General features: G+C 70.1%; 16 protein-coding genes. 10 read left to right on the top strand and 6 right to left on the bottom strand.

What is annotated here, in order from left to right:
• Positions 1–79: 79 nt before the first annotated feature.
• A complete protein-coding gene (locus VF106_RS35625; RefSeq protein ID WP_330844345.1) occupies positions 80–1,072 on the bottom strand; it encodes a Bug family tripartite tricarboxylate transporter substrate binding protein in 993 nt (330 codons plus the stop codon).
• A 177-nt stretch (positions 1,073–1,249) separates the two neighbouring features.
• Here VF106_RS35625 and VF106_RS35620 point away from each other — a divergent pair, with 177 nt between their 5' ends.
• Genes VF106_RS35620 through VF106_RS35605 form a run of 4 tightly spaced genes read left to right on the top strand, consistent with a single transcriptional unit; the run spans position 1,250 to position 5,965 of the window.
• On the top strand, positions 1,250–2,401 hold the full coding sequence (locus tag VF106_RS35620) for an L-talarate/galactarate dehydratase (RefSeq protein ID WP_330844344.1): 1,152 nt from the start codon (positions 1,250–1,252) through the stop codon (positions 2,399–2,401).
• Positions 2,398–3,318 (top strand): AEC family transporter, encoded by a 921-nt coding sequence (locus VF106_RS35615; RefSeq protein WP_330844343.1) that lies wholly within the window; start codon positions 2,398–2,400, stop codon positions 3,316–3,318. Before VF106_RS35620 ends, VF106_RS35615 begins: the two co-directional genes overlap by 4 nt.
• The gene (locus VF106_RS35610) at positions 3,315–4,694 is read left to right on the top strand and encodes an FAD-binding oxidoreductase (RefSeq protein ID WP_330844342.1); all 1,380 of its coding nucleotides are present in this window, start codon (positions 3,315–3,317) and stop codon (positions 4,692–4,694) included. The genes VF106_RS35615 and VF106_RS35610 overlap by 4 nt, the downstream gene beginning before the upstream one ends.
• Positions 4,695–4,750: 56 nt before the next feature.
• Positions 4,751–5,965: a GNAT family N-acetyltransferase gene (locus tag VF106_RS35605; protein WP_330844341.1), complete on the top strand. Its 1,215-nt coding sequence runs from the start codon at positions 4,751–4,753 to the stop codon at positions 5,963–5,965.
• Positions 5,966–5,968: 3 nt separating this feature from the next.
• Here VF106_RS35605 and VF106_RS35600 read toward each other — a convergent pair whose 3' ends face one another.
• Entirely contained in the window at positions 5,969–7,294 is a 1,326-nt protein-coding gene (locus tag VF106_RS35600) for an FAD-binding protein (RefSeq protein WP_330844340.1), read from the bottom strand.
• 59 nt (positions 7,295–7,353) lie between these two features.
• Positions 7,354–8,160, bottom strand: coding sequence for an SDR family NAD(P)-dependent oxidoreductase (locus tag VF106_RS35595; RefSeq protein ID WP_330844339.1), 807 nt, complete (start codon positions 8,158–8,160; stop codon positions 7,354–7,356).
• A gap of 71 nt (positions 8,161–8,231) precedes the next feature.
• On the opposite strand from VF106_RS35595, the gene VF106_RS35590 reads away from it, so the two are divergent.
• Positions 8,232–8,780 (top strand): TetR/AcrR family transcriptional regulator, encoded by a 549-nt coding sequence (locus VF106_RS35590; RefSeq protein ID WP_330844338.1) that lies wholly within the window; start codon positions 8,232–8,234, stop codon positions 8,778–8,780.
• Between the two features lie 35 nt (positions 8,781–8,815).
• Here the strand turns inward: VF106_RS35590 and VF106_RS35585 are convergent, their stop codons facing one another.
• Positions 8,816–9,298, bottom strand: coding sequence for a nuclear transport factor 2 family protein (locus VF106_RS35585; protein ID WP_330844337.1), 483 nt, complete (start codon positions 9,296–9,298; stop codon positions 8,816–8,818).
• Positions 9,299–9,535: 237 nt separating this feature from the next.
• On the opposite strand from VF106_RS35585, the gene VF106_RS35580 reads away from it, so the two are divergent.
• Both VF106_RS35580 and VF106_RS35575 read left to right on the top strand, forming a co-directional pair.
• Entirely contained in the window at positions 9,536–10,639 is a 1,104-nt protein-coding gene (locus VF106_RS35580) for a sugar phosphate isomerase/epimerase family protein (RefSeq protein WP_330844336.1), read from the top strand.
• Positions 10,640–10,661: 22 nt separating this feature from the next.
• Positions 10,662–13,970 (top strand): ThuA domain-containing protein, encoded by a 3,309-nt coding sequence (locus VF106_RS35575; RefSeq protein ID WP_330844335.1) that lies wholly within the window; start codon positions 10,662–10,664, stop codon positions 13,968–13,970.
• 40 nt (positions 13,971–14,010) lie between these two features.
• Here VF106_RS35575 and VF106_RS35570 read toward each other — a convergent pair whose 3' ends face one another.
• The gene (locus VF106_RS35570) at positions 14,011–16,044 is read right to left on the bottom strand and encodes a transglycosylase domain-containing protein (RefSeq protein ID WP_330844334.1); all 2,034 of its coding nucleotides are present in this window, start codon (positions 16,042–16,044) and stop codon (positions 14,011–14,013) included.
• 82 nt (positions 16,045–16,126) lie between these two features.
• Positions 16,127–16,972: an SAM-dependent methyltransferase gene (locus VF106_RS35565; RefSeq protein ID WP_330844333.1), complete on the bottom strand. Its 846-nt coding sequence runs from the start codon at positions 16,970–16,972 to the stop codon at positions 16,127–16,129.
• 235 nt (positions 16,973–17,207) lie between these two features.
• On the opposite strand from VF106_RS35565, the gene VF106_RS35560 reads away from it, so the two are divergent.
• From VF106_RS35560 to VF106_RS35550, 3 genes are read left to right on the top strand one after another with little or no spacing between them, the layout of a single operon-like run.
• Entirely contained in the window at positions 17,208–18,800 is a 1,593-nt protein-coding gene (locus VF106_RS35560; RefSeq protein ID WP_330844332.1) for a flavin monoamine oxidase family protein, read from the top strand.
• Positions 18,801–18,804: 4 nt separating this feature from the next.
• Positions 18,805–19,470, top strand: coding sequence for a Rid family hydrolase (locus VF106_RS35555; protein ID WP_330844331.1), 666 nt, complete (start codon positions 18,805–18,807; stop codon positions 19,468–19,470).
• Between the two features lie 25 nt (positions 19,471–19,495).
• A complete protein-coding gene (locus VF106_RS35550; RefSeq protein WP_330844330.1) occupies positions 19,496–22,576 on the top strand; it encodes an amidohydrolase family protein in 3,081 nt (1,026 codons plus the stop codon).
• Positions 22,577–22,864 lie beyond the last annotated feature (288 nt).

The following is a 22,864-nucleotide window of genomic DNA, read 5'->3' as shown; positions in this document are numbered from 1 at the left end:
CCAGTCTCCTGCGAAAGGGCACCGTTCTCGGTGCCACTCCCCCGCGTGCCCCCACCCCCCTCCCCGTCCCTCTCCACGGTCACTGCTGTTCGCCGAGGGTGATCTTGTACTGGCCGACGAGCTTCTGGTACTTGTCCAGGTTGTCCGTCCACTGTGCACGGAGGGCGTCGCCGTCGATCTCGTTCGGGGTCAGCTGGTTGTCCTCGTTGAACTTCTTGTACGCGTCGGTGCCGAAGGCCTTCTCGAACGAGCCGCGGAGCGTGTCGAGCACCTCCTTCGGCGTGCCCTTCGGGGCGAACACGGCCCGCGACTGCTGCACCGGCGTGTCGTAGCCCGCCTCCACCGCGGTCGGCGTGTCCGGCAGGTACGACGGGCGCTTCTCCGCGAACGTGACGATCGGCGTGAGCTTGCCGGCCTCGATCTGCTCGACGGCCTCGCCGAGCTGGATGGCGCCGACGTCCACCTGGCCGCCGAGCACCGCGGTCAGCGTCGGGTTGCCGCCGTCGAACGGCACGGCCGTCGCCTGGATGCCGGCCTGCGCGAACAGCAGTGCCTGGGACAGCTCACTTCCGGTGCCCACGCCGGTGGTGCCGTACTTGATCGGCTTGCCCTTGAGGTCCTCGACCGTCTTCAGACCCGACGACGGGCCGCTCACCAGCACGTAGTCGTCCTGCGAGACGCCGGTGACGATCTCGTAGCCGGCGATGTCGACCGCCTCGTCCTCCGGCACGGCCAGCGGCGTGATGAACGCGAGGCTGCCGTTGAAGACCATGATGGTGTGGCCGTCGGCCTTCTTGCCCGCGAGTTCCTTGGCGGCGAGCGCGCCGTTGGCGCCCGGCTTGTTCTCGACGGTCACCGCGACGCCCAGGTCGTCGGACACCGGCTCGGCGAGCGCACGCGCGATGAGATCCGTGCTGCCGCCGGGGTCAGCGCCGACGTAGATGGTGATGGGGTCGCCGCCGGGGAACTCCGCGCCGTCGCCGCCCGAGCCGCCGCCGAGGTTGCTGCCGCAGGCGGAGACGGTGAGGGCAAGTGCGAACCCGAGTCCACTCACCACCAATTTCCTGGTCATGTCGTGCTCTCCTTCGAGACTTCGGCAGCTGACGCTGGATGCGGGGAGCGTAAAGATCAGGGGTGATGCTTGTCCAAATCCGCATGAGCATGGATTAATACCTTTCGTGCATCATGCCTGATGGGTATCGCGTCATGCGAAACAAGCGTTGGACAGGCATCACAACAGCGTTCTTACATGGGTGGTATGACGACCGCCGCCGTTCTCGACCGGATCGCCTCGGTGACCCTCTCCTCGGTGACCCTGCCGCTGCCGACAAGCATCAGCGACGCCAAGGTGCTCACCGGGCGGCAGAGGCCCATGACCGAGGTGGCGTTCCTGTTCGCCGAGATCACCACCGAGGAGGGGCTGGCCGGTGTCGGCTTCAGCTACTCCAAGCGTGCCGGCGGTCCAGCCCAGTTCGCGCATGCCCGCGAGGTCGCGCCGGACCTGATCGGCGAGGACCCGAGCGACATCGGCAGGCTGTGGACCAAGCTCGTCTGGGCCGGCGCGTCCGTGGGCCGCAGTGGCGCGGCGACCCAGGCACTCGCCGCCATCGACGTCGCCCTGTGGGACCTGAAGGCCAAGCGCGCCGGTCTGCCACTGGCCAAGCTGCTCGGCGCGCACCGCGACTCGGTCCGCTGTTACAACACCTCGGGCGGCTTCCTGCACGAGACGGTCGAGCAGGTCAAGGACAACGCGACCGCCACGCTGGCGGCGGGGATCGGCGGCATCAAGATCAAGGTGGGTCAGCCGGACTGGCGCGAGGACCTGCGCCGGGTCGCGGCCGTGCGTGAGCACCTCGGCGACGCCGTGCCGCTGATGGTGGACGCCAACCAGCAGTGGGACCGGCCGACGGCCATGCGGATGGGCAAGGCCCTCGAGGAGTTCGACCTCGTGTGGATCGAGGAACCCCTCGACGCCTACGACGCCGAGGGCCACGCCGAGATCGCCCGCGCGTTGACCACCGCGGTCGCCACGGGCGAGATGCTGACGAGCGTCGGCGAGCACTACGAACTGATCCGCCACCGCGCCGCCGACATCCTGCAGCCGGACGCGCCCCGAATCGGTGGCATCACACAGTTCCTCAAGCTCGCGACGCTCGCCGAGCACGCGAACCTCGGCCTCGCCCCGCACTACGCGATGGAGATCCACGTGCACCTCGCGGCCGCGTACCCGGCCGAGCCGTGGGTCGAGCACTTCGACTGGCTGTACCCGCTGTTCAACGAGCGGCTGGAAACCAGCGGCGGCCGCATGCACCTGTCCGGCCGCCCCGGTCTGGGCATCACGCTCAGCGAGCAGGCGCGGGCCTGGACGGTGGAGAAGGTCACGGTCGACAAGCCGGCGTGAACTCTGTCCTCGTCGGTTTCGGGGCGCTGGTCGCGGTCATCGTCGTCGGCTGGATCGCCGGCCGGGCACGGGTTCTTGGCGACGGGGCGGCCGGCGTGCTGTCGCGCCTGTCCTACTTCGTTGCCACCCCGGCGTTGTTGCTGCTCACGCTCGCCGAGGCCGACCCGGGGGTGCTGCTTTCCCCCGCGCTGGTCGCGAGCGCGGGAAGCGCGGTGCTCTGTGCCCTGCTGTACGCCGGCCTCGCGCGCTGGCGCTGGCGCTCCCGCCCGGCCGAGCTGGCGACCGGCGCACTCGCGTCTTCCTATGTGAACGCGGGAAACCTGGGCGTGCCGATCGCGGTGTACGTCCTCGGCGACGCGTCCTATGTGGCCCCAGTGCTGCTGTTCCAGGTGCTGGTGCTCGCGCCGGTCGGGTTGACCGTGCTGGCCGGTTCCCGCGCGGAGTCCCGCTCCCGACTGCTGACCCAGCCGCTGCGCACGCCGGTCGTCATCGGTTGCGCATTGGGACTGGCCGTGGCGGCGGCTGACTGGGCGATGCCGCCCCTGGTGCGCCAACCCATCGACCTGCTCGCCGCGCTCGCGGTCCCGGCGGCCCTGCTGGCCTACGGGATGAGCCTGCACGGCGCACCACGCCCGGCCTCGGGCGACGGCGCCGGCCAGGTCTGGCTGGCGGTCGCACTGAAGACCGTCGCCCAGCCGGCGTTGGCCTTCGCGCTCGGCAAGTGGGTTGCTCAACTAGACGGTGTGGCACTGCTCGCGGTCGTCATCACGTCGGCACTCCCGACAGCACAGAACGTCTTCGTGTATGCCACCACCTACGACCGCGGCACCAGCCTCGCCCGCGACGTGGTGCTGCTGAGCACGATCCTGTCGGTACCAGTGCTGACGACCACTGCGATCGTCCTAGGACCACGATGAACCTTCTCGACCGACTCCACGCCGCCGTCGGCACGGCGGGTCTGGTCACCGATCCCGACCAGCTCGCCGGTTACCTCACCGACTGGCGCGGCGCTTTTCGCGGCGCCGCGGCCGCGGTCGTCCGGCCCGCCAGCACCGCCGAGGTCGCCGCAACCGTCCGGATCTGTCACGACGCGGGCGTGGCGGTCGTCCCGCAGGGCGGCAACACCGGGCTGTGCGGTGGTGCCGTGCCCGACTCGTCCGGCCGGCAGATTGTGCTGTCCCTGACCAGAATGCGCGGTGTCCGCGTCGACAGGGTGAACCAGACGATCACGGTCGGCGCGGGCACGGTGCTCGCCGACGTCCAGGCCGCGGCGGCGGAGGCCGGCCTGCTCTTCCCGCTGTCGCTGGGTGCCGAGGGCAGCTGCACGATCGGCGGCAACCTCGCCACGAACGCCGGCGGCACCGCCGTTCTGCGCTACGGCACCATGCGCGACCTGACGCTCGGTCTGGAGGTCGTGCTGCCCGACGGCCGGATCTGGGACGGCTTGCGCGCGCTGCGCAAGGACAACACCGGCTACGACCTGAAACACCTGTTCATCGGCGCCGAAGGCACGCTCGGGGTGATCACCGCCGCCGTGCTGCGGCTCTTCCCCGGCGTCCGCGCACGAGCCACGGCCTGGGTCGCCCTCCCCGACGTGGCGGCGGCGCTCGACCTGATCGGTGTCGTCCTCGGGTGGGCCGGCGACCGGCTGACCTGCTTCGAGCTGATGTCCAAGCAGGCCACCGACTTCGTCGCACAAAGAAACCCACTGCGACCGCACCCGTGGTACGCGCTGGTGGAGCTCACCGACACCCTGCCGGACGCCGACCTCGACGAGGTCCTCGCGCACGCGCTGGCCGAGGCGGCGGTCGACGACGCGGTCATCGCGGCCGGACCGGCGCAGACCGCGGCGCTGTGGGCGCTGCGTGAGGGCATCTCCGAGGCGCAGAACCACCATGGGCCGAGCCTCAAACACGATGTCACCGTGCCGACCGGCGACCTGCCCGCCTTCGTGGCGCGGACCGGCGCCGCGCTGCGCGACGCCCTTCCCGGCATCCGACTCGTGACGTACGGCCATGTCGGTGACGGCAACCTGCACTACAACCTCAGCAAACCGGTCGATGCCGACGACGCGGCGTTCCTCGCGAGCGCGGACGAGCTGACGCGGATCGTGTACGACGAGGTCGCGGCGTTCGACGGCAGCATCAGCGCCGAACACGGCCTCGGTCAGTCCAAGAACGAGACGATCGCGCGGTACAAGTCGGACGTGGAGCTGTCGCTGATGCGGGGGATCAAACAGCAGCTGGACCCGGCCGGTCTGATGAACCCCGGCAAGGTGCTGCCGACCTCGTAACGGAACCGTCACGGCCACGGAGCACCGGGGCAAAAGCCCGCGGCGAGGCTGGCGGCATGAGTCGAAGATCCGGTTCCTGGACCCGCGAGCTGCTCGAGTTGGCGGCGTTGTTCCTCGCCGTCGCCACGGCCGACCTGTTCGCCAACTCGCTGGCACACGTCTCCCGAGGCACGGTCGTGCTCGCCGCGATGGCGGTCGTGCTGGTGGTGTGCGCGGTGGTGCATCACCGGATCAGGCACCGCAGGCCAACACCCGAGTCGCCGGAGCCGCCAGCGGCCGCGATGTGGCGGGTGCGGGCGACCGTGCACGACAAGCCGGGCCGCCTCGCGGAACTGGCGGCGAGCCTGTCGAGCCGGGCGGTGAACATCCTGTCCGTGCAGGTCCACCCGGTGCCGGACGGTGTGGTCGACGAGTTCCTGGTCGAGGCCCGACTGCCGGCCGAGGACATCGTCGCGGCGGTCACGGCAGGCGGGGGCTGGGACGTCAGCGTGTCCGCCGCGGACACCCACGACCTGGTCGACATCCCCACCCGCATCCTCACGATGGTCGGTCAGGACATCACCCGAGGCACCGCGGACGGCATCGACCTCGCCCGTTCGGCCCGCACGCTGCTCGGCGACTGCGAGTTGCGGTGGGACGCGACCGGCACGCCCACCGACGGCCCCTCGGACACGACGATGCGGCTGCGCGACCCGGAAGGCGGCGTCCTCACCGTGAGCCGCCCAGGCCCCGCGTTCACGCCCGCCGAGTACGCCCGCCTGCACGCGCTCCTCGACCTGGACGCCGAGTTCGCGCGCTGGCTGCGTGCCCAGCATTCCGTGGTGTTGCTGGCTTCTGGCGCGGAACTGACCGTTCGGCAGGGCTCCGCCGCGGACGTGCCGGCGCTCGCCGCGATGCACGAGCGGTGCAGCGAACGGGCCCGCCGGCTGCGCTACCTGGGCAGCGGCGCCTCCCCCACTCCGGCCGCGCTCGCCCGTCTGGTCAACCGCCGCCACGGCCACACGTTGGTCGTCGAACACGAGGGGCACGTCGTCGCCATGGGCAACCTGATGCGCGACGGCGACGACTCCGAGGTCGCACTCCTCGTCGAGGACTCCTGGCAACGCAACGGAATCGGCACGATGCTGTTGCGCCGCCTGCTCACCGCGACCGACCGGCCGGCGCTGGCGGTCACCGCACCGCACAACACGGCCATGCTGCGCCTGCTCCATCGGGCAGGCGCGGAACTGACCCACCTCGAGCCGGGCGCCGCGCACCTGACCGTCCGGTGACGATCAACCCGTCCCTGTTCCGTTGCTCACCGTCTCCGTGGCCGTGAGGCCGAACACCAGTGCCGCCGCGAGGCCACCCGCGTAGGCGCGGCGCCACAGGCCACCCGCGTCGGCGCCGGCGGCGAGCAGTCCGGGCAGGGGCGAGCCGTCCGGCCGCAGAACCCGTGCGTGGTCGTCGATGCGTACGCCGTGGAAGGCGAACGTGATGGCCGGCTCGGCCTCGATCACATAGTACGGCGGCTCGTCCAGCGGGAGGCGGTCCAGCGCGCGCCCCGGCACCAGCTCCTCCCCCGCCGCGGCCCGCTCGTTGAACAGCGCGACCCCGTCGCGGACGGCTTTGCCCGCATAGCCCCATTCCTCGGGCAGGTTCGTGAGGTCGTCGAGGTCCTCGGCCATTCCGGCGCGGCCACCCCGCTTGCTCGCCATGGCGAACTTGTCGACCGCGACCGCACCGTCCACATAGGAACCGACGATCCAGTCCCGGAAGACCCGCGCGTCCGCGACGAGCAGCCCCCGGCTCTCCGGCTGGTCCAGCAGCGCCATCGTCGTGAGGTGGTCGCCGAGCGTCTCGTCGACGAACCGCTCGTTCGCGAGGTTGAACAGCAGCGCGTGCTCGCTGTAATAGAGCGACAGGTCGACGAAGTCCGCCGGGTCCGTGAACGGGACGCCGCTCGGGACGAGATGCCCGTAGAAGCCGGCGTCGTCGGGACCGGTGGCCGCGCCGGCCGCGGTGGCCAGCCGGTAGCCGCCACCACGGCTGTGTGGGTTGGCACGCAGGCCAATCCGGTCGGCGTCGGGGTGGACGTGCGCGGCACGCAGCCCGAGGTCACCCTGGAGCCCGCCGGTCGCGAGCAACGTCCACCTCGCACGCACCGCGCCGCCCGGCCGCAGCACCGCACCGGTCACGATGCCGCCGTCGACGGTCAGCCGTTCGGTCTCGGTGCCGAGTCGGACCGATCCACCGGCGTCGAGCACGATCCGCCGGCAGGTGTCGACGTAGTGGTTGGTGTCGAACCGATGCCCGCGACCGAAGCTCAGGATCCGTTGCGGCGCACCGACTTCCACCCCGACGGACCGGATCCACTCGACCGCGTCGGCGAACCGGTCCACGAGGGCATGCCGCAGCGCGACGTCCCCGCCGGGGTTCTGCGCGGTCATGACCTCGTGGCTGGGCGCGGTCCACGCGTACCCGGCGAACCGGGCCGAGCCGCCGACATCCTCGGCGACCTCGGTGACCAGCACCGACAACCCGGCCCGTGCCGCACGGGCGGCCGCGGTCAGCCCGGCCATTCCCGCCCCGACGACCAGCAGGTCCACCTCGTCCGCCATCCGAACCTCCCGCGATCCAGGCCCGGAGCCTAACTGAAGTCAGTTCAGTTCCACCAGTCTCATCTGGCGAGCGGCGTCAGCAGACAGTCGGTGACCTCGTGCAGCCGCTCGACGTCCGCCAGGTCCACCGTGGACAGCGGTACCACCTTGCCGCCCCGGTAGGCGGTGAGCGGCTCGGCAGGCGGCTCGTCGAGCAACGCGACGAGCGGCGTGACGGCCCGCTCCGGCGGAGTGCCCAGGGTGCGCGCCAACAGCGTGACGAACGCACGAGCCGGACGACTCAGCGCACCCTGGTGACTCGTGCGCACGAAACCGGGATTCACCAGGACGTACCGCAACGCGCCCGCCTCCGGCCGGGTGACCAGGCGCTGAGCGGAAAGCTCACCGAGCCGCCGGCTCTGCAGGTTCGCGACCTTCCAACCGAAGTCCCGCGACAGCTGGAGATCGTCCCAACGGACCGCGTCCTTCGGCGCGCCGGGCACGGTCGCGTCGAGGACCACCGGTCGCGGCGCCGCGGCGAGCGCGGGCAGCAGGCCGGCGGCCAGCAGGTGCCGGCTGAGGTAGTACAGCGCGAACGTGTGCTCGAAGCCCTCTTCGGTCAGCTGGCGGTCGCGGTGCACGAAGGCCGCCGCGAGCACGAGTGCGTCGATCACCGGGAACCGCTCCCGCAGCTCAGTGACCACGCGCTGGTTCTCCCGCACCAGCCGCAGGTCGGCGGCGACGAAGTGCGCGTCACCGCTTGGCAACGAGTCGAACTTGGCTCTACTGCGCCCGACCACCACCACGGTCTCGCCACGCCGCAACAGGTGCGCGGCCAGCGCGCGACCGATGCCGTCAGTGCCGCCCGTGATCACCGTGGTGCCCATCCCTGAACCTCCATTATCCGGAACATCCGTTTCGGATAATGGCGGAACATGCGCTCCGGTAAAGTCGCCCCATGACCCGCCGCCGCCGTGAGGACTCCGTACGCAACGAGGCACAGGTGTTGACCGCCGCACGCGAGACGCTCGACGAGCGCGGGCTGGGCGCGGACGTGCGGGAGATCGCGCGCCGGGCCGGGGTCGGCGTCGCGACGGTGTACCGGCACTTCCCCACCAAGGACGACCTGGTACAGGCGGCCATGCGGACGGACCTCGACGGGTGGACCGAGGTCACCGCTCAGGCGGTCGAGGAGGCGGACGCGTGGACCGGCCTACGCACGATCGTGGAGCACACGGTGGCGACAATGGCCCGCCACCGCGCGATCCTGGATGGCATGACCTCGCGCGCGGAGGCGTTCGCCGCATGCCACGCGCACCTGGCGGAGGCGCTGTCCGGCGTGGTCGCGCGCGCACACGAGCAGGGCACGTTGCGCCGTGACGTGTCGGCCGGTGACGTGGGTCTGCAGATCCTGGCGCTCAGCGGTGTCGCCCAGCTGGCGCCGGACGAGCAGACATTGCACCGTCACGTCGGCCTCACCCTTGACGGGCTGCGCGCTCGCACTTAAGCCCGGGGCCCACACGCGGTCAGTTGCAACGCGTTCTATCCAGCTGACGCCGTGGCCCAGCGGTTCGCGGTGAGGCGGAAGCTCGGCAGGTCGTCGAGCTTGAGTGTCGCCTCGTACGTGCGCTGGTAGCCCGTGTGGGCGATGCGCCAGCGGCCGTCGTCGCAGCGCCGGTAGCGGTCCTCGTAGAACGCCGCGCCGATGATCACCACCCGGTGTTCGGTGGAGATCACGGTGTCCTCGAACGCCCAGGTGCCGGCCGCCTCGTCGCCGTCGAGGTCGATCTCGGGCTGGGTGGCGAAGTGCGTGGTGATCAGGCCCGGGCCGAGGCTGTCGCGCAGGAACCCCACGATCGCGTCCCGGCCGGTCAGCTTCAGCGGCCGGCCGTAGGTGGGCGTGCCGTAGTCGGCGGTCGCGTCAGGGGTCAGGACGTCCGCGAGGTCGTCCCAGTCCTTGGTGTCGACGCAGCGGAGGTAGCGGTGCTTGAGGCGCTTGATCTCTTCGAGGGCGACGAGGTCCATGGGTCAAGCTTCCGCCGTTCCAGACGTCAGCACAAGAACGTGTTCTTGTTTGATCATGAACACCGAAGGGTGCATTCTCACTCCGCCATACGCACCAACTTTTGTCATCAATCAACAAAAGTATGTTGTTCATGACTAAAAGCATGCATAGTTCGAGCGGAAGTGTTCACACAGCTGTCACAAGCGGCTAACCCGTCCCCCCGCCTAGCACCGAGTTCCGCGAAAGGTGCGAATTCCATGGACGTGACCCCCGACAAGCCCCGTTTCACCCGGCGCGACGTGTTCCGGGCATCGGCCGGTGCGGCCACCGTGCTCGGTGCCGCCGGCCTGCCGGTCGTCGCCACCGGCGCCCCCGCCCTCGCCGACAACGACCGGCACGGCGGTGGCCGCCTCCGGGTCGAGCCGCTGATCCCCACGCAGAACCGCGGCATCATCCTCTACAGCGTCCGCGACCGGATCGCCGCCGCGCCCGACGCCAGCGGCGTGCCGTACGGGTTCGAGCGCGTGCTCGCCCGGCTCGCCGAGATCGGCTACAAGGAGATCGAGTTCGCCGGCTACAACCAGCACACCTCGATCCTCGGCCGACAGATCACCCCGCGGGAGATCCGCAAGATCCTCGACGACAACGGCCTGGTCGCCAACGGAACGCACACCCAGATCAACCCGGCGACCTTCACGCAGCAGATGGACATCGCCCAGGAGCTGGGCATGAAGAACATCGGCACGGGCTCCGACCCGACGAACAGCCAGTACCAGTCCGACTGGGACGCCGCCGCCGAGGTCTGGAACGACCTCGGCCGCCAGGCACGGGCGCGGGGACTGCGCCTGTACACGCACAACCACGACGCCGCCTACAGCTTCCTGCTGGACTCCGGCCCGCTCGACGCGAACGGAAAGCCGACCAGGAGCTCCGGGGTGCGCCGGCTCGAGTACTTCTTCGACAAGGTCGACCCGAGGTTCGTGTTCTTCGAGATGGACGTGTTCTGGGCGTACGTCGCCCGGTTCAAGCACCAGACCTACACCGACAAGTGGGGCCGGCAGCGGACCGACCTGTTCGATCCGATCCTGACCGTCGCCCAACGCACCAACCGGTTCCCGCTGTTCCACGCCAAGGACGGCAACAAGAACCCCGCCGCGGGCAACGGCTACGACATGGTGCCGCTCGGCGAGGGCGACATCAACTTCCAGCAGTTCTTCGAGGTCATCGGCGAACAGCACTTCCACCACGCCAACTGGGAGCAGGACACCGCGCCCGGCGGCGCGGCCGCACCGGCGCAATCGCTCGACTTCGCCGCGCTCAGCTACACCAACATGTCCGAGCTGACCATCTACCGCCGCTGAGTCAGCACCTGGAGGCAAACCCATGCCAACGCCGGCAAGACGCCGGTGGCTGGCCGCTGCCCTCGGTTTCGTCGCAGCCGCGTCGTTGACCATGGCCAGCGCCACCACCGCCACCACAGAACCATCCGACGACCGTGACCTGACCGCCGGGGAGAACGGCCCCGCCGCCCTGCGTTCCGACGAGCGGCGGCCGCCCGACTATCGCGTGCTCGTGTTCACCAAGACCGACGGTGAACGTCGTCCGTCCATTCGAGACGGTGTGCGGACGATCCGGGACCTGGCCAAGGACAACGACTTCCAGGTCACCGCCACCGAGGACGCCGCCGCCTTCACAGCGGAGAACCTCGCGCGGTTCCGCGCCGTGGTGTTCCTCAACACCACCGGCAACGTGCTCAACCCGGCGCAGGAGGCCGCGTTCGAGGGCTACATCCGCGCGGGCGGCGGCTACGTCGGGGTGCACGCCGCCGCCGAGACGGAGCCGGACTGGGCGTTCTACCAGCAGCTCGTCGGCACCCGCGTCGCGAACGTCGCCGGCGTCGGCCGGGGCAACGTCGCGGTGGCCGACCGCGCGCACCCGTCGACCGAGACCGTGCCGCGCACGCTCACACTGACCGAGGAGTGGTACAACTTCGCGGCGAACGTGCGCGGCAAGCAACACGTGCTGTCCACAGTGGACGAGAAGTCGTTCACCGGTGGCACCATGGGCTTCGACCACCCGGTCGCCTGGTGCCAGGACACCGTCGGCGGCCGCTCCTGGTACACCGGGCTCGGCCACTCCATCGAGTCCTACCGCAACGGGAACGTGCGCGAGCACCTGCTCGGCGGCATCGAGTGGGCCGCGGGCGTGGTCGAGGGCGACTGCGGCGCGACCGTGCTCGGCAACTACGAGAAGGTCACGCTCAACGACGAGCCTGGCGAGCCGATGTCCCTCGCTGTCCTGCCGGACGGCCGGGTGCTGCACAACACCCGCGGCGGCGAGATCCGGCTCTACGACCCGGCCAGCGGCGCCAGCCCGGTCATCACCACCGTCCCGGTCTACAGCCACGACGAGGACGGCCTGCAGACCCTGTCGATCGACCCGGACTTCGCGTCCAACAAGTGGGTCTATCTCTACTACTCACCCAAGCTGAACACGCCGGTCGACGACCCGTCGACGCCGGGCGTCAACGAGGGCGACGCACCACTGTCCAGCGCGGACCCGACGGTGTGGGACAAGTTCAAGGGTTACAACCAACTGTCCCGCTTCAAGTTCGTGGAAACGCCGACCCCGCACCTGGACATGGCCACCGAGCAGCAGATCCTGCGGGTGCCCGTCGACCGGGGCATCTGCTGCCACGTGGCCGGCAAGGTCAAGTTCGACGGCAAGGGCCAGCTGTACCTGATCACCGGCGACGACACCAACGCGGGCGGCTCGGACGGGTTCACGCCGATCAACGACGGGCCGACGGCCGCACCCGCGCTCGACGCGCGGCGTTCCTCGGGCAACACCAACGATCTGCGTGGCAAGCTGCTGCGGATCAAGGTGCGCGCCAACGGGACCTACACCATTCCGAAGGGGAACCTGTTCCCGGAGGCGGAAGATCACGAGGGCAGGACCCGGCCGGAGATCTTCCTGATGGGCATGCGCAACCCGTTCCGCTTCGACGTGGACGCCTCGGGCCGGGTGTACATCGGCGACTACTCCCCCGACTCGCGTACCTCCAGCCCCACCCGGGGACCGGAGGGCACGGGTCGCTGGTTCAGCACGAACAAGGCGGGCAACTACGGCTGGCCGTTCTGCTACTCGCCGAGCCTGCCCTACATCGACTTCGACTTCGACACGAGGACGCCGGGTGCGGCGTTCAACTGCGGCGCGCCGGTCAACGACTCGCGGCACAACACCGGACTGCGGGTGCTGCCTTCGGTGCAGCAGCCCCAGTTCTGGTACACCTACGAGGCCAGGACGCCGTGTGCCGGCGCGTACCTGGTGACGCCACCGACCACGTGCGACTTCAAGTGGCCGGTGATCGGCACCGGCGGCGTGGGCCCGCACGGCGGCCCGATCTACAACTACGACACCGAGTCCACTTCGGACACGAAGTTCCCCGAGTACTACGACGACTCGGTCGTGTTCGGTGAGTTCACGCGGGACAAGCTGTTCATGATGCGGACCGACGGCAAGGGCAACCTGGTCGGCGTCGAGCAGTTCCTGCCGGGCACCGTCTTCGACAACCCGATGGAGATGGAGTTCGGGCCGGACGGCAGCCTGTACGTGCTCGAGTACGGCGACGGGTTCTTCCGCCCGAACCCGGACGCGCAGCTCGCGGTGATCCGGTACGTGAAGGGCACGCGTTCCCCGGTCGCGGTCATGAACGCGACGCCGACGTCGGGCACGGCGCCGCTGACCGTGGCGTTCTCCAGCGCGGGAAGCAACGACCCGGACCCGGGTGAGTCGATCTCCTTCGCGTGGGACTTCACCAACGACGGCACGGTCGACTCGGCTGACCCGAACCCGTCGCACACCTACACCACCAACGGGCAGTACACGGCCAAGCTGACGGTGACCGACTCCAGCGGCAAGACGGCGGTGTTGACGCGCACGATCACGGTGGGCAACACCGCGCCGACAGTCACGATCACCTCGCCGGTCGCGGGCTCGTTCTTCGACTGGGGCGACAACGTCCCGTTCGAGGTGACGGTCACCGACCCGGAGGACGGCACGATCGACTGCTCGCGGGTGACCGTGACGTTCGTGCTCGGCCATGACAGCCACGGCCACGGCGCGGGTTCCACCACCGGCTGCACCGGTGTGCTCGCCACGCCCGCGGACGGCGGCGACCATGCCGGCGGGTACCTGTACGGCGGTGTCAGCGCGTCGTACACGGACCTCGGCGGCGGCGGCCAGCCTGCGCTGACCACCATCGGGCAGGCGGTGATCCAGACACCGCGCCAGCAGGCCGAGAACGCTCAGGTCAAGCAGGGCGTGGAGGTCACGGTCAGTTCGGACACCGGCGGCGGGCTCGCGCTCGCCAGCGTCGACCCGGGCGACCACATCGCGTTCGACCCGATCAACCTGGGCGGCGTGGCGTCGGTGACGCTGCGGTACTCGGGTGGCTCGGCGACGACGGTCGGCACCCCACGCGCGGCGGTCGAACTGCGGCTCGACGCGCCGGACGGCCCGGTCGTCGGGACAGCCACCCTGGCGGCCACGAGCGGGACGAACGCGTGGGCCAGTCAGGGCGTGCCGGTGTCCCAACCGGCCGGCGCGCACCGGCTGTACCTCGTGTTCCGCTCGGTGACCGGTGGCCCGGCGACGGGCCTGGTGAACCTGAACTGGGTGGAGTTCAGCTGACCGTGAAGGGCCCTCTCACCGTCGAGAGGGCCCTTCGCGGTCATTCGTTGGCGAGGATTTTGTTCAGAGCGTGGAAGTAGGGTGGTGCCGCGACCGTGCCGCCGAACGCGCCGTGGCCGCAGGAGCCCAGGTGCACCGGCGGGCCGGGGCACAGCTCGCCCGGCTCGGCGCCGTCGGCGAACACCAGCGACGACACCGCGTACGCCCCGGTGCCGCCGACGAACGCGACCGACTCGCTCGTCTGGGTCGTGCCGGTCTTGCCGATGCCCGGCCGGGTCCAGCCGGCGGCCCGGGCGGCGGCCGCGGACGTGCCGTCGGTGGTGTCCTTGCCCAGCCCGTCCATCAGGGTGTTGGCCACGTCGGTCGACACCGCCTGCTCGCAGGCCGGCTGTCGCAGCGTGACGGCGTGCCCGAACCGGTCGGTGACCGACTGGACCGGGTCCGGCGGGCACCAGGTGCCGCCGCTCATCAGCGTCGCCGACACGTTCGCGAGTTCCAGCGGGCTCACCGGGCTGTTGCCGAGCGTGAACGACGGCTTGTCCTGGAAGTACTCCGACTGCGGCTGCGCGCGCTGCGGGTCGGACGACGAGGTGTTCGGTGCCTGCCCCGCGTCGTTGGTCTTCATGGTGTCCCGCAGGCCGAGCCGGCTCGCCATGTCGATCACCGCCGGCATGCCGACCTTCGTCTCCAGGCCGACGAACGCGGTGTTCGGCGACGTCGCCAGGCCGTCGACCAGTGTGATCGGGTCCGGGTAGTCGCCGTCGTTGTGCACCGTGTAGCAGCGGCTACCCGACAGCGCGAAGCAGGCGGTCGGCGGGTTCGGCAGCGGCGAGTCCAGGCCGGCGACCCCCTTCTCCAGCGCCGCCGCCGCGGTGAAGATCTTGAACACCGAGCCCGCGCCGAACGGGTCGGACACCTCGGCGACGATGTTGGTGGCGGTCTCGCCCTGCGACGCGTCCGTGCCGAGGCTCCGGTTGGCGACCATGGCGAGCACTTCGTGCCGGTCGCTGCCCGGCGCGACGATCGCCATCGTGTTCGCCACGCCCTTCTGTGTTGGGGCCACGTTGGCGTCGACGGCCTCCTTCGCGGCCTTGCTCACGGCCGGGTCCAGGGTCGTGCGGATCGTGTAGCCGCCGGTGGCGAGCTGGTCGTCGGTCAGCCCGGCCGCGGTGTGCAGGTAGGTCAGCGCGTACTGGCACAGGAACCCGGCGTCCGGGGCGGCACCCGCGCAGGTGCTCGTCGGCACGTTCGGGCCGTTCGGCAGCACACCCAGCGGTGTCTTCTTGGCGGTGTCGGCCACCTTCCGGTCGATCGAGCCGGTGGCCACCATCGCGTCGAGCACCTGGTCGCGACGGTCGAGCGCGGCCTGGGGGTGGGCGTACGGGTCGAACACCGTCGGGTTGTTGACCATGCCGGCGAGCAGCGCGGCCTGCTCGAGGTTCAACTGCTCGACCGGCGTGCCGAAGTACGCCTGCGCGGCCGCCGCGGCGCCGTAGACGCGGCCGGTGAACTCGACGACGTTGAGGTAGCTCGAGAGGATGTCGGCCTTGGCGGTGGTGCGGTCGAGCTCGATGGCCGAGCGCGCCTCGCGGATCTTGCGGGTCAGCGTGTCCGCTCGGTCCTGCGCCTGCGCGGCCGGGTCGTTCCGGTCCACGACGTTGATCAGGTAGTTCTTCACCAGCTGCTGGGTGATCGTCGACCCGCCCTCGGTCGGACCGCCGTCGACGTTGTTCAGCAACGCGCGGAGCACCGCGGACGGGTCGATGCCGTGTTCGGTGTAGAAGTGGCGGTCCTCGATCGAGATGATCGCCGCCTTGAGCGTCGGCGGGATCTGGTTCTCGGCCAGCGGCAGCCGGTACTGGTCGAAGACCGTGGCGATCGGGGTGCCGTCGCGGTCGGTGACGGTGGTCATCAGCGGCGTCTCCCCCACCAGCGCCGCCGGCGAGATGGAGGCGGCGGTGGCGACGACCTTCCCCGCGGCGAGCCCGCCGCCCACCACCACCGGCGCCAACACAGCGGCGACCAGGACCCCGCCCAGCACACACCCGCCCACCAACCGCACCAGACGCAGCATCGCCCACCCCTCGTCCCGCCCCGTTCCCGTCGGTGCCACGTTCCGCCGGGAACCTGAGGGGAAGGTGAGAGAGGGCTGAAAGTCAGCCGAGGATGCGGCCGACCGCGCCGTAGCCGATGAGCCGGGCGGGGGACGCCTCGTGCTGAGTCCACAGTGGGTCGCCCTCGGCGGAGCGTTCCGTCCGCCACTGGTGGAGCAGGACCAGTCCGGGGTCGACGAGCTCGGTGCCGGCGAACCACGACTCGATCGTCGCCTTGTCCCTCGGGTAGATCCGCTCGTCGGCCATCTCGTACAGCTTCAGCAGGTCGGCCAACTGCTCGGCGGTCGCCGGGTCGGCCTCGTCCTGGCTCATCGTCGAGATGGCCAGGTAGCTGCCGGCCGGACAGGCGTCCCGGTAGGTGGCGAGGAGCCCCGCCGGGTCGTACTCGTCGGAGATGAACAACAACAGGCCGGCGCACAACAGCCCGATGGGCTGGGTGAAGTCGAGGAGCCTGCGGGTCTCCTCGTGCTCGAGCACCGACGTGGGCTGGCGGACGTCCGCCCACACGACCGTCGCCTTGTCGTTGTCCCGCAACAGCTCGTGGCTGTGGTGGACCGCGACGGCCTCGTAGTCCACGTAGACGACGCGGGTGTCCGGCTCCCGGCCCTGCGCGATCTCGTGCACGTTGCCGACGGTCGGGATGCCGGAGCCGAGGTCGAGGAACTGGCGGATGCCCTGGGCCACCAGGAAGTCCACCACTCGCCGCAGCCAGGCGCGGTTGATCCCGGCGATGTGCCGCACCCACGGCGTGACCTGCTCGACCTGGGCGGCGAGTGCCCGGTCGGGCGCGAAGTTGTGCGAACCGCCCAGGAAGTAGTCGTACATGCGGGCGGCGTTCGGCTTCTCCAGATCGAGCTCGCGGACGCCTTCCGGCGGTTGGGGCCTCATAGCAGGGAAACTCCGTTCGACGACGGCAAGGGCCCCCGAGCTTACGACCCCGCGCGTGTCCAACACCCCAGACCCGCGTGTCCAACACTCAGGCCCGCGAGGGCGACGTGTCGCGGAGATCAACGAACCAGGCGGATCGGCGGACACTTACCAACGAGTACGACATGCGGTCGTCACGGAAAATGGTTCAGACATCAACAAGGCTCCTTTTCGGATCAACCGGAAAAGGAGTTCCATGACACCAAACGTGACGCGCCGAACCTTGTTGCGCTCCATCGGCGTCGCCGGCGGCGCGGGTGTGATGTTCGAGTCGATGCGGGCACTCGGGCTCGTCGCCTCACCGGAGGCGCTCGCGACGCCCGACTACCAGCCACCCGCGCCGGGCGACCTCCCCGCCGGCAAGCGGGGCAAGAAGGTCGTCATCCTCGGGGCTGGCATGGCCGGGCTCGTCACCGCCTACGAGCTCGGCAAGGCCGGCTACGACTGCACTGTCCTTGAGGCCAAGGACCGCGTCGGCGGACGCAACTGGACCGTCCGCGGCGGCACCACCGCGACCGATCTCGACGGCACCACCCAGACGGCGCGCTTCGCCAAGGACCAGTACCTCAACGCGGGCCCGGCACGTCTGCCGCAGTCCCACATCACGCTCGACTACTGCCGCGAGCTCGGCGTCCCACTGGAGATCTTCGTCAACCAGAACGCCAACGCGCTCATCTACAACGAGCAGTCGGGCGTCGCGCCGCAGCAGTACCGGACCGCGAAGTCCGACGTGTACGGCTATGTCTCGGAACTGCTGGCCAAGGCGATCGACCAGGGCGCGCTCGACCAGCGAATGTCCTCAGAGGACAAGGACCGGCTACTGACGTTCCTGTCCGGGTTCGGCGCGATCGGCGACAGGGCCAGCGGCTACGCGTACGCCGGCACCAGCCGCCGAGGCTACTCGGTCGAGCCGGGAGCGGCGGACCAGGCCGGTGTGGTGCTCGGGCCGCCGCCGGCACTGTCCTCGGTCCTCGCGAGCCAGGTCGGCAGGTACTTCTCGTTCGAGTTCGGCTACGACCAGGCCATGACCATGCTGCAGCCGGTCGGCGGCATGGACGCCATCCCGATGGCCCTGTACCGCAGGCTGGGCAACAAGGTCCGGCTCGGCGCCGCGGTGACGAAGCTGACCGACGGGCCCCGCGGCGTGGAGGTGGTCTACAAGGACAAGCGGGGCAAGGAAAACGTCGTTCGCGCCGACTACTGTGTCGCCGCACTCCCGCCTCACGTCATGGCCCGCGTCCCCACCAACCTCGACCCGAAGGTCACGGCCGCGCTGCGCTACCCGGTCGCCACACCGGTCGGCAAGATCGGCCTCGAGTACCGCCGCCGCTGGTGGGAGCAGGACGACCGGATCTACGGCGGCATCACCGAAACAGACATGGACCTCGCCCATGTCTGGTACCCGTCCTACGGCTTCCACGGCGAACGCGGCCTGGTCGTCGGTTACTACAACACCGGCGCCAACGCAACCACCTACGGCAACCTCTCCCCCGCCGACCGCACCACGCGGGCCGTCGCGCAGGGCGTGAAGATCCACGGCGAGAAGTACCGCACCGAACTGGCGAACGCGTTCTCCGTGGCCTGGCAGAAGGTCCCGCACATCGAGGGTGGCTGGGTGAGCTGGCCGTCCCGCTCGAGCGGCGAGTACACGCTGCTCAACCAGCCCGCCGGCCGCGTCTACTTCGCGGGCGACTGGCTGTCCTACTTCATCGCGTGGCAGGCGGGCGCCATCGACTCCGCCCGCTACGCCGTCACCAATCTCCACAAGCGCGTCATCGCGGAAAGGTAGGGATATGAAGGGGTTTTCTCGGCGCAGGTTGGGCCTCGTCGCAGGTGGTGCGGCGGCCGCACTGGGCGTCGGCGCGGTGCCCGCGACCGCCGCCTCCGGACACCGGAAGGGCCCACGCCCGACCGAGACCCGGGTTAACCTGCCTGTCGGCAACAGCAATCCCGCCATCGCGGACGGGGTCGCGGTCGGCAGCGCGGTGGCAATCTACACGAGCAGCGGCCTCGGCCCCGCCGCAGCCAACCCGTCCGCGCCGGCAGGCACGCCTGAGCGGTACCTGGACCTGTCGTTGTTCCCCGGCGGCGCATTGCCGGCCGGGGTCACGATCACCGAGGCGCAGGCGTGGAACACGCTCGCCCGCATCGTCGCGAACCTGGAGACGGTCGGTTTGACGCCCCGCGACGTGATCACCATGAAGGCGTACGTGAAGCGGCCGGCTGGAGCAGCGGATGCGGACTACGCGGGATGGAACCGGGCCTACCGCCAGTTCTTCGCGAACGTAGATCTTGCCACGGGTGGCACAATTCCAGTGCCGACGGGAACCGGCGCGCCCGCGCCGCCCAGGATCGTCAACGCCGCGCGGCCGGCGCGGGCGACGCTGGAGGTGGCGGGGCTGGCGGTGCCCGGCTGGCTGATCGAAGTGGAGGTCCAGGCCACGTACTCGTGGCGCTAGCTGCGCTTGATTTGGGGGTCTCAACATGCAGGACGCGGAACTCACCCGTCGGGAAGTTCTCCGTGGCGCCGGTGTCCTCGCCGGCGCCACGGCGCTGTCCGGGGCGGTCACCACGCCGGAGGCGGCGGCGAAAACCGGTGGTACGACCACGATCGGCGAGGGCACCAACATCTCGGCCCACGTCTCACCGGACGGCAGGCACGTCGCGTTCGACCTGGTGACCGCGGTCTGGACGGTGCCGATCGCCGGTGGCGAAGCACGCCGGCTCACCGGCGACGACACCGACGCGACACAGCCGTCGTGGTCACCCGACGGGAAGTCCCTGGTGTTCCAGGCATACCGGGACGGCAACTACCACCTGTACACGATCCGAACCGACGGTTCCGGCCAGCGGCAACTGACGAGCGGACCGTTCGACCACCGCGAGCCGCGGTTCTCCCCCGACGGCAGGACGATCGCGTTCTCCTCCGACCGCGGCGGCAGGTACGGCGTCCACACGCTCGACCTGGCGACCGGCGCGGTCACGGCACGCACGGACACGGCAGCCGAAGAGGGGATGCCGTCGTGGTCACCGGACGGTCGCCGTCTGGTGTACACAGTGGACGGTACGGCCGTCGACTCGCTCGACCTGGCCACTGGCGCGGTGACCCGACTGGTGACCGCGCCGGCCGGCGCCACGCTGTTCGGCCCGTCGCTTTCCCCTGATGGCTCCACGCTCGCCCACGTCCGGATCGCCGGCGCCACAGCGGAACTGGTCGTCGGCGACCGGGTCGTGAGCGCGGAGGGCGAGGACGTGTTCGGCTTCGCGCCGTCGTGGCTGTCACCGAACGAACTGCTGCACACGGCGGACGGGGCGCTGAAGCGCCGCCGCCTGGACGGAACAGTGTCCACGGTGGCGTTCGCGGCCGCCGTCCCGGTCGTGCCGCGCCAGCGGTACCAGCAGGCCGTACGCGACCTGGACTCGACGCGGGAGCAGCGGGTGCTGGGCATCGCCTCACCGGTCGCGTCGCCGGACGGCACGCGGGTGGCGTTCCGCGCGCTCAACGCGTTGTGGCTGCTGAGGATCGGCGACCCGAAGCCGACGAGGGTCGTGGCCGACGGCTACTTCAACTCCGACCCGGACTTCACCCCGGACGGCCGCTCGCTCCTCTACACATCCGACCGCGCGGGCGACGCCGACCTGTGGCTGCGCGACCTCACGACCGGCGCCGAGCGACGGCTGTCGGGTCTGCCGGGCGCGCAGCTGGCGCCGCGGGTCTCCCCGGACGGTGGCCGCATCGCCTACACCGACCAGGACGGCGTGGTGTGGGTGCTCGACCTGGCCACGGGCACGCCGACTCAGGTGACGCCGCCACTGTTCATGCCGGGCCGGCCAACGTGGTCCCCGGACGGGCGAACGCTCGCACTGGCGGCGGTGAAGCCGTACTCACGCCGGTTCCGCGAGGGCACGAGCCAGATCCTGACGGTCGACCTGGCCACGTCAGCGCTCACGTACACCGAACCCATGCCACACGCGTCGATCGCGACCCGCGGTGACGACGGCCCGGTCTGGTCCCCGGACGGGGCGTACCTGGCGTTCGTGGTCGAGTCGTGCGCCTGGGTGGTACCGGTGAACGCGAACGGGGTGTTCACCGGACCGGCGCGGCAGGTGACCAGGGAGGTGACCGACTCACTGTCGTGGCTGGGCCCGAACCGGTTGCTGTACCTGCACAACGGCACACTGCGGTCGGTCGGTGTCAACGGCGGCGGCGCACGGGACATCCCGCTGTCGCTGCGTTGGCGACCTGCACGGGTCCGGCAACACGACGTGATCAGGGCCGGCGCACTGTGGGACGGCACGTCGACCCGCCTGCGGGAGCAGGTGGACATCGTCGTCGACGACGGCAAGGTGGTGGACGTGCTGCCCCGGGGCAACCGTCCGTACACAGTGGACGCACGGCGGCTGACCGTGATGCCGGGCCTGATAGACGCGCACATCCACTGGCACCTGCGGGGCCGCGCGTGGGGCGACCGGCAGGGTCGGGCATGGCTGGCGTACGGCATCACGACGACGCGCTCGCCCGGCGACCCGGCATACCAGTTCACGGAGACACGCGAGGCCCTGGAGTCCGGCGAACGCGTCGGCCCCAGGTTCTTCGGCACCGGCGAGGCCATCGACGGGTCACGGGTCTTCTACAACTTCATGCGCACCACGAGGTCCGTGGCCCAACTGTCACTGGAGCTGGAGCGCGCCAGAGCACTCGGCTACGACCTCATCAAGACCTATGTGCGGCTGCCGGTGTCCTACCAACGTCGGGTGGTGGCCGCCGCACACCGGGCGGGACTGCCGCTGTCCTCGCACTACCTGTATCCGGCCGAGCGAATCGGCATGGACGGCATGGAACACACGGGCGCGACGAACCGCCTCGGCTACTCCCACACGGTGTCCCGGCTGGGCCGCGCCTACGCGGACGCGGTGACGCTGTTCGCCGAGTCGGGCATGTCGATCACCCCGACCCTCTTCAACTCCTCGGCCATGTACGCCTTCGACCGGTCCCTGGTGGAGGACGTGCGCACGCGAACATTGTTCCCGTCGTGGGAGTACGCGGCGTACGTGGCGAAGGCGGACACCGCACAGACCCCGGCCAACGCGGCGACACTGGCTCTCCTTACCGCGAACGTGAACATGTTGCTGCGGATCCATCGTGCCGGCGGTTTCGTCATCGCTGGTACGGACGCACCGCTGGACAACCCGGCGGTTTCACTACACACGAACCTGCGGGCCAAGGTGAGGTTCGGCTTCACCCCGTACGAGGCGTTGACGACCGCGACCCGCAACCCGGCCCGCTGGCTGGGCCTGGCCGACAAACTGGGCGAGGTAAAACGCGGCGCCTACGCGGACCTGTCCTTCGTGAGCGGCAACCCGCTGACCGACATCAACGCCGCGGCCGCGGTCCAGATGGTGATGACGGGCGGCAAACTTCGCCGGGTCGATGACCTACTGGCACCGTTCACCACACCGACCGCGGCCACGACCCCGGCGCTGGCCACACAAGCGGCCCCGACAAACCACCACAGCGACCACTGGTGGCACGAACCCGAATGGACCCACCACTACTGCTGCTGACACCCGACGGAGCACGCGACCCAGCCGGGTGAGAGCCAACAGAACACGGCCTCACCCGGCCCGGCTGCGCGGTTCGAGCAACTCACTACCGAGCCGCGCCTTCCCGACAACTCGCCCACCGCGCCGCACCCACCTGACCGAGAAAATCGGATCAAGCAGGCTCACCACCGCACCGCACCCTCCCCCGACACTCCCCACCGTGCCACGCCTCCCCGACAACTCGCCCACCGCGCCACGCCCTCCCGGCCGAGAAAATCGGATCAAGCAGGCTCACCACCGCACCGCACC

It is taken from the genome of Actinophytocola sp. (assembly GCF_036378875.1).
Lineage (GTDB): Bacteria > Actinomycetota > Actinomycetes > Mycobacteriales > Pseudonocardiaceae > Actinophytocola.
This window is presented reverse-complemented; position numbering and strand designations above follow the sequence as displayed.